12 protein-coding genes and 1 pseudogene are annotated in these 14607 nt (G+C 54.2%); 12 read left to right on the top strand and 1 reads right to left on the bottom strand.

Annotation, left to right across the window (positions count from 1 at the left end; genetic code table 11):
- The 3 genes and pseudogenes from ABYV26_RS09120 to ABYV26_RS09130 all read left to right on the top strand — a co-directional run.
- A pseudogene (locus tag ABYV26_RS09120) lies at window positions 1–350 on the top strand (hypothetical protein); the annotation flags it as partial.
- 11 nt (window positions 351–361) lie between these two features.
- Window positions 362–1378 carry an electron transfer flavoprotein subunit alpha/FixB family protein gene (locus ABYV26_RS09125; RefSeq protein ID WP_372680257.1) on the top strand — a complete coding sequence of 339 codons (1017 nt, stop codon included), beginning with the start codon at window positions 362–364 and terminating at the stop codon, window positions 1376–1378.
- A complete protein-coding gene (locus ABYV26_RS09130; RefSeq protein WP_372680259.1) occupies window positions 1375–2277 on the top strand; it encodes a 3-hydroxyacyl-CoA dehydrogenase in 903 nt (300 codons plus the stop codon). The genes ABYV26_RS09125 and ABYV26_RS09130 overlap by 4 nt, the downstream gene beginning before the upstream one ends.
- Before the next feature lie 64 nt (window positions 2278–2341).
- Here the strand turns inward: ABYV26_RS09130 and ABYV26_RS09135 are convergent, their stop codons facing one another.
- On the bottom strand, window positions 2342–4438 hold the full coding sequence (locus ABYV26_RS09135) for an acetate--CoA ligase family protein (RefSeq protein WP_372680261.1): 2097 nt from the start codon (window positions 4436–4438) through the stop codon (window positions 2342–2344).
- Between the two features lie 892 nt (window positions 4439–5330).
- Between ABYV26_RS09135 and ABYV26_RS09140 the strand changes: the two genes are divergently transcribed.
- The 9 genes from ABYV26_RS09140 to ABYV26_RS09180 form a co-directional block, all read left to right on the top strand.
- Entirely contained in the window at window positions 5331–5645 is a 315-nt protein-coding gene (locus ABYV26_RS09140; protein ID WP_372680263.1) for a hypothetical protein, read from the top strand.
- A gap of 262 nt (window positions 5646–5907) precedes the next feature.
- Entirely contained in the window at window positions 5908–6972 is a 1065-nt protein-coding gene (locus tag ABYV26_RS09145) for a patatin-like phospholipase family protein (protein ID WP_372680264.1), read from the top strand.
- Between the two features lie 232 nt (window positions 6973–7204).
- Window positions 7205–7885, top strand: a complete 681-nt coding sequence (locus ABYV26_RS09150; protein ID WP_372680266.1) for a Crp/Fnr family transcriptional regulator — start codon at window positions 7205–7207, stop codon at window positions 7883–7885.
- 224 nt (window positions 7886–8109) lie between these two features.
- Window positions 8110–8838, top strand: coding sequence for a ZIP family metal transporter (locus ABYV26_RS09155; protein WP_372680268.1), 729 nt, complete (start codon window positions 8110–8112; stop codon window positions 8836–8838).
- A gap of 51 nt (window positions 8839–8889) precedes the next feature.
- Window positions 8890–9144: a DUF1858 domain-containing protein gene (locus ABYV26_RS09160; RefSeq protein ID WP_372680270.1), complete on the top strand. Its 255-nt coding sequence runs from the start codon at window positions 8890–8892 to the stop codon at window positions 9142–9144.
- 46 nt (window positions 9145–9190) lie between these two features.
- Window positions 9191–10372: an FprA family A-type flavoprotein gene (locus tag ABYV26_RS09165; protein ID WP_372680272.1), complete on the top strand. Its 1182-nt coding sequence runs from the start codon at window positions 9191–9193 to the stop codon at window positions 10370–10372.
- A 62-nt stretch (window positions 10373–10434) separates the two neighbouring features.
- Window positions 10435–12096: a hydroxylamine reductase gene (gene hcp, locus ABYV26_RS09170; RefSeq protein ID WP_372680274.1), complete on the top strand. Its 1662-nt coding sequence runs from the start codon at window positions 10435–10437 to the stop codon at window positions 12094–12096.
- 157 nt (window positions 12097–12253) lie between these two features.
- Window positions 12254–13447, top strand: a complete 1194-nt coding sequence (locus tag ABYV26_RS09175) for an efflux RND transporter periplasmic adaptor subunit (protein WP_372680276.1) — start codon at window positions 12254–12256, stop codon at window positions 13445–13447.
- Window positions 13444–14607: ABC transporter permease (locus tag ABYV26_RS09180; protein WP_372680278.1), on the top strand; the 1164-nt coding region annotated here is incomplete at its 3' end. The genes ABYV26_RS09175 and ABYV26_RS09180, both read left to right, overlap by 4 nt.

Here is a 14607-nt window from a genome sequence, read left to right on the forward strand (position 1 = left end):
CGGCAGCGGTGGAAATCGCCCTGGACCTGACGGGCCGATCGCTCACGGCAACCTGTGAAATGGAAGGCGGAATGGCCGAGATCGTTCGACTCCCCTGCCCGGCGCTGGTAACGGTGCAGACGGGTCCAAGAATCCCCCGTTACCCATCCCTGTCCAACACCCTCAGATCTCGCAGGCAGGCTGTCGAACAGGTCGTTCCGACGGATACGGCCAATCATCTCCCGCCGGTCGATACGCTAAATGTGGCTTATCCGCAGCAGACATCCGCGTGTCGTTACATAGAAGGAACGTTGATTGAAAAAGCGGACACCCTGCTGCAGCTGTTCAATGACAACGGATGGTTGAAATAGGACCATTGAAGATGACCCAAAAAAAATGCCTCGCCACCGTCCTGGTCGTGGGCGAAACCATCGATGGTCGCCTCTCGGCCGGAACCGGGGACCTGGGTAGACAGGCCCGGCAATTAGCCGGACGGTTCAAAGCCGAGCCGGTCGGCGTGCTGACCGGGCACGACATCGAACCGGTGGCACGGTTCTGGTCGAAGACTGCCGGCATGCCGGTCATCATTCTGGATCACGTGCAGTGCCGTTACCCCAACCCGCACCTGAGCGCTTCGGGGGTCGGGGCGTTGGCGGTCGAATGCTCACCGCTGGCCGTCTGTTTTCCTCACAACCTGCGCGCCTGCCAGGCCGCCGCCAGCTTGGCCTGGCGCATCAAGGCCCCTTGCATCACCGCCGTTGACGCCTTTTTAGAGGAAAACGGCCAATGGGTGCTCAGTCGAGCGGTCTTTGGCGGTAAACTGAACGAAACCGTTTCTACCGTCAACACGCCGATGGTCTTGACGGTCATGCCGGGACTGTTCTCTCGTTCGCCGTCACCAGATCTCCCAGACCATTCGCCATCGGTGCAAACCAGGCTGCTGACAGGCACGGACCACCGGTTCATCCCTCAGGGGGTCGATCGGCGTGAACACACGGATCAAGCACTGGAAAGGGCTCAAGTGATCGTGGCCGCCGGGCGCGGCTTGAAAGGGCCTGAACATGCAAGTCTGGTAAAGGCGGCGGCCGGCATGTTCAAACATGCGGCGGTCGGCGCTTCCCGGGGTGCCTGCGATCTGGGCTGGCTGCCCCACTCCCTCCAGATCGGCGAAACGGGTCGCACGGTGTCACCGGCCCTTTACCTGGCCTGCGGGATTTCCGGCGCCCCCCAGCATCTGGCCGGCATACGGGAATCCCGGACCGTCGTAGCCGTGAACACGGACCCGAAGGCGGCCATAAACAACCTGGCGCATTATGCGGTGACCGAGGATTTAACCGTTTTCCTGCCGGTATTGAGGGAAAGATACGACCAGATGAAAGAAAAAGGAGATGCGGTATGAAGATTGACGAGGTAAAGCGTGTTCTCACCATTGGGGCCGGTACCATGGGGCATCAGATCGGATTTCTCTGCGCCATGAACGCGTACGATGTGGTCGTATATGATGTGGCCTCGGATGTTTTCGACGCGACCCGCATGCGGCTGGCGCAGCTCGCCGACCGATTCGTCAAACGCGGCCGCCTGCCCGCCGGGGAAAAGGCCGCTGTCCTGGGCCGGATCACCTTCACCGACGATGCAAAGGCAGCAGCCGAAGATGTCGATATCGTCACCGAGTCGGTGCCGGAAGACCCCCAATTAAAAGGCAGGGTATTTGCAGAATTCAACCGCCTGTGCCCGGCACGCACGGTGTTCACCACCAACACCTCCACGCTGGTTCCCTCCATGTTCGCCGAGGCCACCGGCAGGCCGGATCGTTTTTTGGCCTTTCATTTCCACGATACTCTGCTCACCAACGTGGTGGATGTGATGCCACACCCGGGCACATCGGCCGAATCGGTGGAACTGATACGCGCCTTCGCCGGACGGCTCCACCAGCGTGTCATCCTGCTCGAGCGAGAGAATGTCGGCTACGTCTTCAACGCCATGCTCAGCGACTTGTTCAAATCCGCCCTGGTCCTGGCAGCCAACGGTGTGGCCGCCGTCGAAGACATCGATCGGGCTTGGATGGGCGTGCTTCAGTCACCGGTTGGCCCCTTCGGCATGATGGACAAGGTGGGCCTGGACATCGTGTGGAAAATCAGCGACTACTGGGCCAGAGCGACCAACGACCCCCAATTGACAGCCAATGCGAGGTTTTTGAAAATGCGCATCGATGAAGGTCGACTGGGCGTTAAATGCGGGACGGGCTTTTATACTTACCCAGCGCCATTGTTCCAGCAACCCGATTTTCTCACGGGATAGGCATCATTTTGGGATAGGGAAATGCGTAAACTTCCTCTTGAGGCGATAGTTTTTCCAGGTATCGTTATGTTTCCGACAATAACACCAATCCGTCCACTGCAATGGGCAGCCCGTTGTGGATGATCAAGGGGTTGATGTCAATTTCCTGGATGCGGTGCCAGGCGCATCCTAAATCGCCCAGGCTTACAAGAATACGGGCCAACGCCGTCTTATCCACAGGAGCAAGTCCACGGTACCCGTCCAATATGCGTTGGCATTGCAGGCGGGAGATCATCTTCAGGGCTTCCTCCAGGGTCAATGGGGCGACACCAAATGCCGTGTCGTTGAGGGCCTCGGCAAATATCCCCCCTAGTCCGCACATGACACAAGGGCCCAATTGGGGGTCTCTTACAAAGCCGGCCGTAAGTTCAATCTTGCCCTCGACTTGCTTCTGGATAAGCATATCACCTTGGACCTGCATGGTTCGTTGAAGATCTTTCACTGCTGATTCAAGGCCTTCTATAGAAGAGATGCCCAATCTTATCAGGTTTGATTCCGTCTTGTGGGACACACCTTGAACGATTCCCTTGGCCACCAGGGGAAACCCAAAATGGTTTGCAGCCTGCAGCGCTTCATCCAAAGAAGAAACACGTCTTTCTTCCACAACCGGAATGTCGCACGCGGCAAGCACCTTCTTTGATAGATATTCGTCCAGCTGGCCTTTTTCCGATTCCAACATGCGCAGACGAGTTTCAGTACTGGCCTTGGGAATCTTTTCAGCTGACCTTGCCAGTCCATTGGCTTCATCCACCAACGGTCTATTCAAAAGTATTCCGATACATTCGACAGCTCGAACGATCTCTCTAAATACCGGGATGCCGAAACGTTGAGCTGACACCTGGAATTCATGCACCTGTTCTCGTTCTCCCGATATCCAGCAAAATAACGGTTTGTCAGCCTTTCCAGCCGTCTTGGCCATCATCTCAAGATCGGTTTCAAGACTGAACCCGCCCGCAAAACAATGAGCAAAAACAGCATCGACGCCCGGATCGGCGCAGACGGCTTCAATGGCCTTGCCATAGACCTTTTTTGATCCGTTCAGAATAATCCCCGGCCACATATCCACAGGATTTGAAGGCGGCATCCATTCCGGGAAAATAGTTTTCAGCTCATTCAGGGTGGTGGCATCGAGTTCCGACAACACCAGGCCGTGTTTATCCATGATATCGGTTGAAACAATCCCTGCAGCACCAGTGTAGGTCAGAACCGCCACACGGTTCCCCCTTTGGGGCAGGATTTCGGGATACAAGCCCAGGGTTTTGCAATAGTCGCTCAGCTGGTAGAAATCTCCGGCTTCTACAATACCGGCCTGAGCCATGGCTCCACTGACGATGACGCCGTTGGCCGAGAGACTGGCTGTATGGCTCAGTGCCGCAGCTGCGCCGCGGGCTGTTTTTCCCCCATTCAGAATCACGATGGGTTTTGCGGTACCCCGGGCCAGGTTCATGAACCGCCGGCAGTCGACAAACGATTCAAGGTACAGACCAATGACAGTTGTGTCCGGATCGTCAATTAAATATTCCAGGATGTCGTTTTCATCCACATCCATCTTGTTCCCTATGGAGCAGACTTTAGAGATCCCCATGGTCCCGTGAGACATGAGGTCGATGAGAAAAGCGCCTGCGAGCATGCCGCTCTGGGCAATCAGGGAAACGTTTCCGGATGTGAGCCCTGTATCCCATATGCTAGGTGTCACCGTGGAAAAGACAAACCTGCGCCTGGCATCAACCAGCCCCATGCAATTGGGTCCCCACAACCTGATTCCAGTCCTGTCGGCGATTTGTTTTGCACGCTGCTGCAATTTTTCTCCCTGGGTTCCAATTTCCGAAAAACCGGCCGATTGGATCATGACACCCGGAATTTTTCTTTTGGCGCACGCCTCGATAACCGGGGGCACCAAGTGAGCGGCGACAAATAAAATGGCAAGATCCACAGGATCGGGAACATCGGCAACCGAAGGATAGCAGGTGAACCCCTCAATTTCCTCGTAGCGGGGGTTGACCGGAAAAATCTCACCCTGATACCCTTTTTTGAGATTGGAAACGATAATATGACCACCCTTTTCTTTACTGGGTGTGGCACCCACGACAGCAATTCCCCTGGGCTCGAAAAAAAACTTCATTAACGATTCTCCTTTAATCTCCAGGAAAAGCTGCATAGGAGACAGCTTCTCCAATCCGCCCTGATCAATTTTATATTTTATTTAAAGATGCAGCCATCACCGGTGTAGAGACTGTTTTCCGAACTTCTTTTGCCGGCAGAACCATGCGGTCAATGCCAATGGAACCATTGTCGCCCGCAACGAGGTCATTGAGGTAATAACAGGCCGTTCGCGAACCGATCGGGTACTGTCGACTGCGATTAACATTTCCTTCAGATTTAAGAAAGTCTTTAGTAATATGCGGTTCTCCAGAAAGCGCGAGTTCACAACGATTGCCAGGCAACCCAGTTTGTCATTCCGGACGCAGCGTAGCGAAGATCCGGAATCCGGGAAGGTTCATGGGGGGGCTGGATTCCCGCTTTCGCGGGAATGACACCCAAAAAAGACCGGCTTGCGTATTATAGATAACCGTCTAGTAATAAAAGGTCCACACCACTTTCCGCCATTACACGAGCCGGTTTTGCGTGACAATCCGTAACCGCATCTTCGGACATACCGTTCGATGATGGCCCGGCAGGGGCGTTACTTGTTATTTTTCGAATGGGTCTTGTGGCAATCGATCCGATGGTGGCTGCTTTGGAAAGTTACATGGACCGTAAATTTCACTTCAAACAACGGCTCCGACATGCACACGACGACCATGTTCCGATGGTATTCCAGAATTCCTGACCGGCGAGACACACGACCTGGAGTGTGCATCAATTCCGATTGGTGAAAAATAGTGAAAACTTGGCAATAGCGCTCTCTTCTGATATCAGGAAGATACATACGGCCTGGATGATCTGAAACCATCCGGCAAGTTTTCCAGATTTCCGTCATGGGTGAATATCTGCGGGGAAACAGGAGGGTGCGAATGCCCAAAAAACAAGACCTGACCGCTTGGATCAATGGCTTAGTAAAACGTTTCTTGACCGAGTCTCCCCGAAATAATCTGCACAACAAAAACGGTGCCCCGGCTTGGGATGAGGCGTTGGTGGGGTTTGCCTCAGGGGCTGATCCCCTCTTTCAAGAATATAAGGAGTATGTCAAAAAAACCTATAACTACGAAGGTTATGGCTGCGGCCTCTGCCAAGTTGGCGTACCTTGTGAAACCCGCATACCGGTAAGAAAGGCTCGGAAGGCCTACGAGAATAAAAAACTTCCACCACCGCTCCCTCCACTTGCTTGAAGGAAGCGTTTATTATTGCGGCAAGGCATCACTCCGCCGGTTGGTTGGGTAAGCCATCGCGAGTTTCAGCGGAGTTCGTTTTTTTGAGATTGCCAAAGCGCTTAAAGCTCTCACTCCTATTAAAAAAAACCGTATTCGGGGTCGAAAATCTGGACAGGTCCGTTGCTGACGCTGAAGATCACGGATTCGTTAACGTGCTCACCAAAAACGGAGACCGTCAACTCAGGCTTTTGAAGATTATTCACGATGGAGACAATCACCGATGCCACGGCAAAATCAAAAACCAGAAAAACCCAATAAAGCCAAAAAAAATATAAATCTTGCCTTACAGGGAGGAGGGTCGCATGGGGCATTTACCTGGGGCGTCTTAGATCGGATACTGGAATCCGATCGAATTGAAATTGCCGCCATTAGCGGCACGAGCGCAGGCGCCATGAATGCGGTCGTCTTGGCGGACGGAATTATGGCAGGGGGTAAAGCGGGCGCCCGTGAAGCGTTGGGCAAATTCTGGTGGGCTGTGCATGAAGCCGCGGTCGTGAGCCCTTTTCAACGAACACCATTCGAAATGATGACCAACAACTGGAATTTGGATTATTCCCCCGGATATCTATTCTCGGATATGTATTCGCGCTTGATGTCGCCGTATCAGTCAAACCCATTCAATTTGAATCCGCTAAGAGAATTATTGATTGAACAAGTGGATTTTGAACGAGTACGGTCCTGTAACAAGCTCCAATTGTTTATCAGCGCCACAAACGTTCGCAATGGTCAGGTCAAACGGTTTGACCGGACCCGATTGACCGTGGACAAAGTGATGGCATCGGCATGTCTGCCCTATATCTTCCAGGCTGTTGAAGTCGATGGACAGGATTACTGGGATGGCGGCTATGCAGGCAACCCCATCCTATATCCATTTGCTTACCACAGCGACGCCCGCGATGTCGTTATCGTACAAATCAACCCGTTGACTTGTCAAAAAACGCCAAAAACAGCCCGTGATATTTTAAACCGCGTCAATGAAATCACATTCAATGCCAGCTTGCTGCACGAATTGCGGGCAATTGATTTTGTTGCCCGGCTGCTGGATGAAGGTAGTTTGGACGCTAAACGGTATCGAAAAATGTTTATCCATTTGATTTCAGATGAGAAAGGTTTTGAGCCCCTGAATGCATCGAGCAAGCTGAATACGGAATGGCCTTTTTTAAAGCACTTGCACGATTTAGGATATGCCGCGGCTTCGAACTTCTTGGAGGAACACTTCGATTGTTTAGGGGACCGTTCTTCAATGAACGTTCAAGACGTATTACGCGGGTGCATGGCAAAATAAATTTTTTCAGTGGCAATTCATTTCTTATCATCTATACTGTACACAACCCTATGGATCTACTATCAACCTTCAGCTACGTCCTCTGTTTCAATAATGCCTACCCGGGAAACGCCGAAATAGGCCAATCAGATGTTGTGCTTGTAAAATAAAGCCTCAGCCAATATGTTTGTCTTGATCTCCACACCTATCCTTAACGATGTTGTAAAGCGCTTGAAAATTGGTTTGACTACCGATGGACACCAGTCTGCATAAATCCGATATTTTTAAACGCCTGACCAGTGGACAGCTTGCAGGCATTATAAAAAAAGGTCGTACGATAAAGCTCCAACCCAAAAAGGTACTGTTTCACCAGGAAGAGCCAGCGCAAATCTGTTTCCTGGTGAATCGTGGCCGTCTGAAGCTGACCAAACTTAACGAACAGGGCAAGGAAGTCATTCTTCGATATATTGGCAGCGGAGAATTGACCGCTGCAATTGCCGTTCTTAAAAACTGGACCTATCCGGTCACAGCCGAAGCCATCGAAGAGACCGACGTTGTCGGTTGGGATAAACCGACGATGCTGGAATTGATGCGCCAATATCCGGATATGGCCATCAATCTGCTGGGCATCGTTTTAGAGCGTATTGACGACATCCAGCATCGCTACCTGGAAGTTTGTACCGAGCATGTGGATCAACGTATCGCCCGCTCCCTTCTGCGGCTCATGAGGCGGGCTGGCTCGAAAACCTCTGAAGGAATACACATCGACATCCCCTTGAGTCGCCAAAATATCGCCGACTACTCCGGAACCACGTTGTACACGGTCAGCCGTACGCTCAGCGCCTGGGAAAAAAAAGGTTGGATTCAGTCCGGTCGTGAACAAATCGTTGTCACTGACCCGCACGCCCTGGTCCAATTCTCTGAAACTGGCTGAACAAAACGCTGAAACAATCCCCTCCCCAATCTTTTTTAAAAATAATCACCCTTGTTTGCGGTAGCGCAAAGACAGGCCCAAAAACCAAAGCTATTCTTTGGCCGAACATTGACTGTTGGATCGAGTTGCCACCGATGAGGTTCACCTATCGGCGGTGGGCCAAAAGTTGGATTTACACCGAGGCTGTCAGGCTTACCAAAGTAATGACAGGAAAGCGAGGCGCCATGCCACAAGAGACCATGATCGTTGCCCTATCGGCCATCGGGCCGGTCATCGGATCGGGAATCGGCGTTTTCAAGAGACCGACCACCGCCTACATCCACAACATGCTCTATTTTGCCGCCGGCATCATGCTGGCCATTTCATTCCTGGATTTAATCCCCGAGAGCATTCACCTTGGGGGGACGTTTGCCTGCGTGGCCGGAATTTCTTTGGGTGCAACTGCAATGGCCGGGCTTGACCGCCTGTTCCCTCACGTCCACGATTGTGCTGCATGTGGAAAAGAGGAGTGCCAACTGGGGCATACGGCAAACTTTCTGATCCTGGCCATTTTCCTGCACAATTTTCCCGAGGGCATGGCCATCGCCATCGGTGCGGCCACCGACGTTGGCGATTCGCTGGTGATCGCGCTGGCCATTGCCATCCACAATATCCCCGAGGGAATCTGCACCTCGGCACCCCACTACTTTACCTATGGAAATAGACTTAAGTCCTTTCTGATGTCTTCGCTGAGCGCACTGCCCATCGTGGTTGGATACATGGCCGCCCGTTACCTGTTCGTTCAGATTTCCCCACAACTCATGTCCGTGCTGGTAGGCGCCACAGCGGGACTGATGATCTATATCGCTGCGGACGAATTGATGCCGGCCGCCAGAAATGGCAACGGTGGACAAACCATTTTCTTTTTCATTTTCGGCATCATTGCCGTAATGCTGATTGAACTGCTTGCTTGAAAGTTTCAATCATGGCCGTCGACCCCATCGGTTAGGAAATCATCCCCAATCATGAAAACACGCATATCACCAGAAATCACCGTCAAGGAATTGTTGGACCGTCATCCAGAGCTCCTGAAACTTTTCATGGATCTTGGCCTGCTGTGCCTGGGCTGCCCTGCAGAGGCCTTTCACACCCTGACTGACATCGCCCGAGAATACCACCTTGATAGGGATCAATTGCTCCAGCGCGTCGACATGGTGATTGGCAACAAAGCCGCTTCTCAAGAACGGTTGGTTCACAAAACCATGGGCGCTCTACGATGAAAAAAACAAATCAACATTCTTTAATCTAAAGATATGGAGGTCAATCATGAGGGCACGCAAGATCAAAGATCACATGTTCTGGATGGGTTCGGTGGACTGGGACAGCCGTCTGTTCGACTCGTTGATCCCGCTTCCGGACGGAACCAGCTATAACGCCTACCTCATTGAAGGAAGCGAGAAGACCGTTTTGCTGGACACGGTCGATCCCCCCATGGCCATCGAATTCATGGCCCAGCTCGAGGGCATCCCTAAAATTGATTACATCGTCTCCCATCATGCGGAGCAGGACCATTCCGGAACCCTGTTGCAGGTGCTTGAAAAATACCCTGCGGCCAAGCTGATCTCCACCCCCAAAGCCAAGGGGATGCTGATCGATCTGTTGAACCTACCCGAGGAATCTTTCATCACCGTCGAAGACGGGGAGACCCTTTCTCTCGGTGATAAGACCTTGAAGTTCATCCATACACCCTGGGTCCACTGGCCCGAGACCATGGTGACGTACCTTAAAGAAGACAAAATCCTGTTCAGCTGTGATTTTTTCGGTTCCCACATTGCCAGCGCTGATCTTTTCGTTACCGATGAGGGACGCGTTTACGAAGCGGCCAAGCGCTACTTCGCCGAGATCATGATGCCCTTCAGGAGTGTGATCAAAAAGAACCTGGAGAAACTTGCTCCTTACGACATAGAACTGATCGCGCCTGGCCATGGACAATTATATCCGCGCCCGGCGTTGATTATTGATGCCTATCGCGATTGGACCCTGGGAGCCCCTCGAAACACGGTGGTGTTGCCGCACGTATCCATGCACGCGAGCACCCAACGAATGGTCGACCATTTGATCGGCGCCCTGGTGGCTAAAGGGGTCCGGGTCGAGCCGTTTAACCTGGCCGTCACCGATATCGGCAAACTGGCCATGGCTCTGGTTGACGCGGCGACCATCGTTGTCGGCACGCCTACCGTCCTGGCAGGCCCGCATCCCTATGCGGCCTATGCAGCGTTTCTGGCCAATGCCCTGCGGCCCAATACAAAGTTCCTTTCCATTATCGGTTCCTATGGCTGGGGTGGCAAGACCGTTGAAATTCTGGCAGGGATGATTCCTAACCTCAAAGTGGAAGTCATCGATCCCGTCCTGTGCAAGGGCGTCCCCTCGAAAGATGCATTCAAGGCACTGGACGATCTGGCGGCAGCGATTGCCCAAAAACACAAAGAACACGGTTTCACCGAATAACAGGCGCACCATCGGCAAAACCCATTATTATGAACCCAATACTCACAGGAAGGAGAATGCACATGTTTTGTTTTCAATGTCAGGAAACCGCCAAAAACACCGGCTGCACCGTTAAAGGTGTTTGCGGCAAGCCGGAGGAAACCGCCAACCTTCAGGACCTGTTGATTTTCGTGCTCAAGGGAATTTCGGTATACGGTGAAAAGCTCAAGGAGCTGGGTGCTGCTGACCGGTCCAACGATGATTTTCTCGCCCAGGGCCTGTTTGCCACCATCACCAACGCCAATTGGGACGATGCCCGTTTTAGCGCCATGATCACCGACGGCCTCCAGCGACGGGACCAGATCCGGAGCCGGTTTCTGGCTGCTTACAAGGAGAAGAGCGGTAATGATTTTAGCGAAGCGCTGCCCGAAGCCGCCACCTGGACTGACGATCCGTCGGCATTTGCCGAAAAGGCCAAATCCGTTGGCGTTTTGGCCACTGCAAACGAGGATGTGCGCTCCTTGCGCGAATTGCTGGTCATCGGTCTTAAAGGGGTTGCCGCCTATGCCGATCACGCCGCGATCCTGGGATTTCAAAAAGATGACATCAACGATTTCATCATGGAAGCGCTGGCCTCCACCACCAAAAATCTAACGGTGGATGAGATGGTCGCCCTGGTCATGAGGGCTGGGGATACGGCCGTTGCCACCATGGCCCTGCTGGACGAGGCCAACACCACGGCCTACGGCAACCCGGAAATCACCGAAGTGAACATCGGCGTGGGCCAAAACCCGGGGGTCCTGATTACCGGCCATGATATGAAGGACATGGAAGAACTGCTCGAGCAGACCCAAGGCAAGGGCGTGGATGTATATACCCACGGCGAGATGCTGCCGGCCAACTACTATCCGGCCTTTAAACGATACGATCATTTCGTAGGCAACTACGGCGGCTCATGGTGGCACCAGAACACGGAGTTCGAGTCTTTCAACGGCCCCATTTTGCTGACCACCAACTGCCTGGTGCCCCTGAAAAAGAGCAACACTTACCTGGACCGGCTCTTTACCACCGGCGTGGTCGGTTATGACGGTGCCGTGCACATCGCCGACCGGCCTGCCGGCGGCAGCAAGGATTTTTCGGCCCTGATCGAACGCGCCAAAACCTGTCCGCCGCCCATTGAGATCGAGACCGGCACCATCGTCGGCGGTTTCGCCCACCATCAGGTCCTGGCTCTGGCCGACAAGGTGGTGGCAGCTGTGAAATCCGGCGCCATCAAACGCTTCGTGGTCATGGCGGGCTGTGACGGACGTCAGAAAACCCGCACTTATTTCACCGAAGTTGCCGAACGTCTGCCCAAAGACACAGTGATTCTCACCGCCGGGTGCGCCAAGTACCGCTACAACAAACTGAACCTTGGCGATATCGGCGGCATTCCTCGCGTACTGGATGCCGGCCAGTGCAATGATTCTTATTCCCTGGCCGTGATTGCCTTGAAACTCAAAGAGGTGTTCGGCCTGAAGGACATCAACGACCTGCCGATCTCCTACGACATCGCCTGGTACGAACAAAAGGCCGTCGCCGTGTTGCTGGCCCTGCTGGCCCTCGGTGTCAAGGGTATCCGCCTGGGCCCGACACTGCCGGCTTTTCTCTCCCCCCATGTGGCCAAGGTGCTGGTGGAAAAATTCGACATCAAGCCCATCGGCACCGTAGAAGACGACATTGCGGCCATGATGGCCGGGAAGTAATTAATAATCTTCAACAATGACCCATGGCCCGGATGTTGAATTGACTTTTCTCAACTCCGGGTCGAGTAAAAGAAAACGAGGATAGCATGTCCCCAGCAACCGCCACTACTGCCTCAACAACCTGGATGTCTGGCAGCCTAAACATCCGGAGCCGCCGATGAAAGGCCTGAACCGAATGCTTCGTGCGTCGGCACTGGTCGTCGTGCTTATCACCCTGGTCGGCGTGTTCGCTTATGCCGCCCTGCGATCCGGCCCCCTGGCGCCGATCCAGGTAACCGCCGCCACGGTCGAAAACCAGCCCATTTCACCCGGCCTGTTTGGTATTGGTACGCTCGAAGCCCGCTATACCTATCGGATCGGTCCGACGTTTGCCGGTAGGGTCAAACGCGTGGATGTGCAAGTGGGCGACATGGTAAAGGCCGGGTCTTTTCTTGGCGAAATGGATCCCGTGGATCTGGATGAGCGTATTAAGGCCCAGGAGGCAGCGCTCAAACGTGCACAGGCCAACATCTCGACAGCCCGGGCTCAGGTCCAGGATGTCATGGCCACCACGGCCTACGCTAAAAGTCAAGCCCGCCGCTATGAACAACTGTTTCTGGAAAAGGTAGCGACAACGGAACTGGTTGAAGCCAAGCGGCAGGAACTTCAAGTAGCTGAAGCACGGCTTCTGGCAGCCAAAGCCAATCTGGATGCAGTTGTTAACGAGCAGGTCAGCGTGCGTGCGGACCTGGCAGGCTTGTTATTGCAACGCGCTAACCTGCATCTCGTGGCGCCGGTGGATGGCCTGGTTACCACTCGGGACGCCGATCCGGGCACAACCGTCGTCGCCGGCCAGCCAGTGGTGGAATTGATCGATCCGTCGAGCATGTGGATCAACGTGCGTTTCGATCAACTGCAGTCAGCCGGCCTGAGAGCGGACCTGCCGGTTCGTATCGTGCTCCGATCCAAGTCCGGCTCCTCGGTCGCCGGCAAGGTGCTGCGTGTCGAGCCCATGGCCGACGCCGTGACCGAAGAGATTATGGCCAAAGTGGTTTTTGACGCCCTGCCTGATCCATTGCCCCCGATCGGAGAGTTGGCCGAGATCACGGTTGCGCTGCCCCCATTACCAGCGTTGCCCGTTGTCCACAGCCCCAGCATACAACGCGTTGATGGATTGATTGGTGTCTGGCTGATCGAAAACAATGGTTTGCGATTTGCGCCCATCACACCTGGGGCGGCCGATCTCGACGGCAGGATACAAATTATCAAGGGGCTGAATCCGGGTGACCGTGTGGTACGCTATAGCCAGCGTAGGCTGGATGCACACAGCCGCATCAGGGTTGTCGAGCATCTGCCGGGGGTAGTGCGATGATCAGCCTGGCCGGTCGCGATATTTCGCACGCCTGGGGCAAGTTCGTCTTTACCGGGATCGGCCTCGGGCTGCTCATCGGAGTAACCCTGTCGATGGCCGGTATATACCGCGGCATGGTGGACGACGCCAAGGCGCTGCTGGATAACAGCGGGGCCGACCTGTGGGTGGTGCAGCAGGACACCCTTGGCCCCTATGCCGAATCCTCAAGCATCTACGACGATCAGTACCGTGGTATTTTGTCGATGGCCGGCGTTGCGCGGGCTGCCAATGTTACCTATTTTACCATGCAGGTGCGTCAGGCCGACAACGATGTCAGGGCAATGGTTGTCGGCATCGTACCCGGTGGGCCCGGCCAACCGGATTACCTTGTCGCCGGTCGGCATATCACCCGAAGTCATTACGAGGCCGTCGCCGATGTCGCCACAGGCTTCAAGCCCGGAGACCGGGTCCAGATTCGCCGCAATCAATATACGGTGGTGGGATTGACCCGGCGCATGGTCTCTTCCGGCGGTGACCCCATGGTCTTTATTCCATTGAAAGACGCCCAGGAGGCGCAATTTCTGAAGGATAACGATGCAATTGTCCAGCAGCGCAGACGGACTGCGGCCAACCCGGCGTTTGCCCGCCTCTCGGTTCCGGGCCTTCTCGACGCGGTGATCGCTTCGCAAAACACCAATCCCTATGTCAATGCCGTACTGGTGCAACTCAAGCCCGGGTATAGCCCCGATCAGGTGGCCGATACCATCCGTCGCTGGAAACGCTTGCAGGTATTCACCCGGACACAGATGGAAAAAATCCTGGTCGGCAAACTGATCGCCACATCCGCCCGGCAGATCGGCATGTTTCTGGTGATCTTATCAGTGGTCAGTGCCGCCATCGTTGCATTCATCATCTACACCCTCACCTTGGGAAAGATCCGTGAGATTGCCGTCCTCAAGCTGATCGGCACCAAAAATCGCACCATTGCTGGGATGATTCTTCAACAAGCGGTGGCACTGGGGGTGATCGGCTTTGTGGTGGGCAAGATAGCAGCCTTTTTCTGGGCGCCGATCTTTCCCAAATACGTGCTCCTGCTTCCCGGGGATGCCGTGCGGGGTTTTCTGGCGGTAGTGGCGATTTGTATATTGGCCAGTGTGCTGGCCATTCGGGTGGCACTGAAA

This window comes from Desulfosarcina sp., assembly GCF_041551955.1.
Taxonomy (GTDB): Bacteria; Desulfobacterota; Desulfobacteria; order Desulfobacterales; family Desulfosarcinaceae; genus Desulfosarcina.

Excerpts from the sequence above, each read along its gene's own strand:
- ABYV26_RS09135 (WP_372680261.1), bottom strand. The coding sequence starts at position 4,438 with ATGAAGTTTTTTTTCGAGCCCAGGGGAATTGCTGTCGTGGGTGCCACA.
- hcp (WP_372680274.1), top strand. The coding sequence starts at position 10,435 with ATGTTTTGTTTTCAATGTCAGGAAACCGCCAAAAACACCGGCTGCACC.
- ABYV26_RS09165 (WP_372680272.1), top strand. The coding sequence starts at position 9,191 with ATGAGGGCACGCAAGATCAAAGATCACATGTTCTGGATGGGTTCGGTG.
- ABYV26_RS09130 (WP_372680259.1), top strand. The coding sequence starts at position 1,375 with ATGAAGATTGACGAGGTAAAGCGTGTTCTCACCATTGGGGCCGGTACC.
- ABYV26_RS09175 (WP_372680276.1), top strand. The coding sequence starts at position 12,254 with ATGAAAGGCCTGAACCGAATGCTTCGTGCGTCGGCACTGGTCGTCGTG.
- ABYV26_RS09150 (WP_372680266.1), top strand. The coding sequence starts at position 7,205 with ATGGACACCAGTCTGCATAAATCCGATATTTTTAAACGCCTGACCAGT.
- ABYV26_RS09160 (WP_372680270.1), top strand. The coding sequence starts at position 8,890 with ATGAAAACACGCATATCACCAGAAATCACCGTCAAGGAATTGTTGGAC.
- ABYV26_RS09155 (WP_372680268.1), top strand. The coding sequence starts at position 8,110 with ATGCCACAAGAGACCATGATCGTTGCCCTATCGGCCATCGGGCCGGTC.
- ABYV26_RS09140 (WP_372680263.1), top strand. The coding sequence starts at position 5,331 with ATGCCCAAAAAACAAGACCTGACCGCTTGGATCAATGGCTTAGTAAAA.
- ABYV26_RS09145 (WP_372680264.1), top strand. The coding sequence starts at position 5,908 with ATGCCACGGCAAAATCAAAAACCAGAAAAACCCAATAAAGCCAAAAAA.
- ABYV26_RS09125 (WP_372680257.1), top strand. The coding sequence starts at position 362 with ATGACCCAAAAAAAATGCCTCGCCACCGTCCTGGTCGTGGGCGAAACC.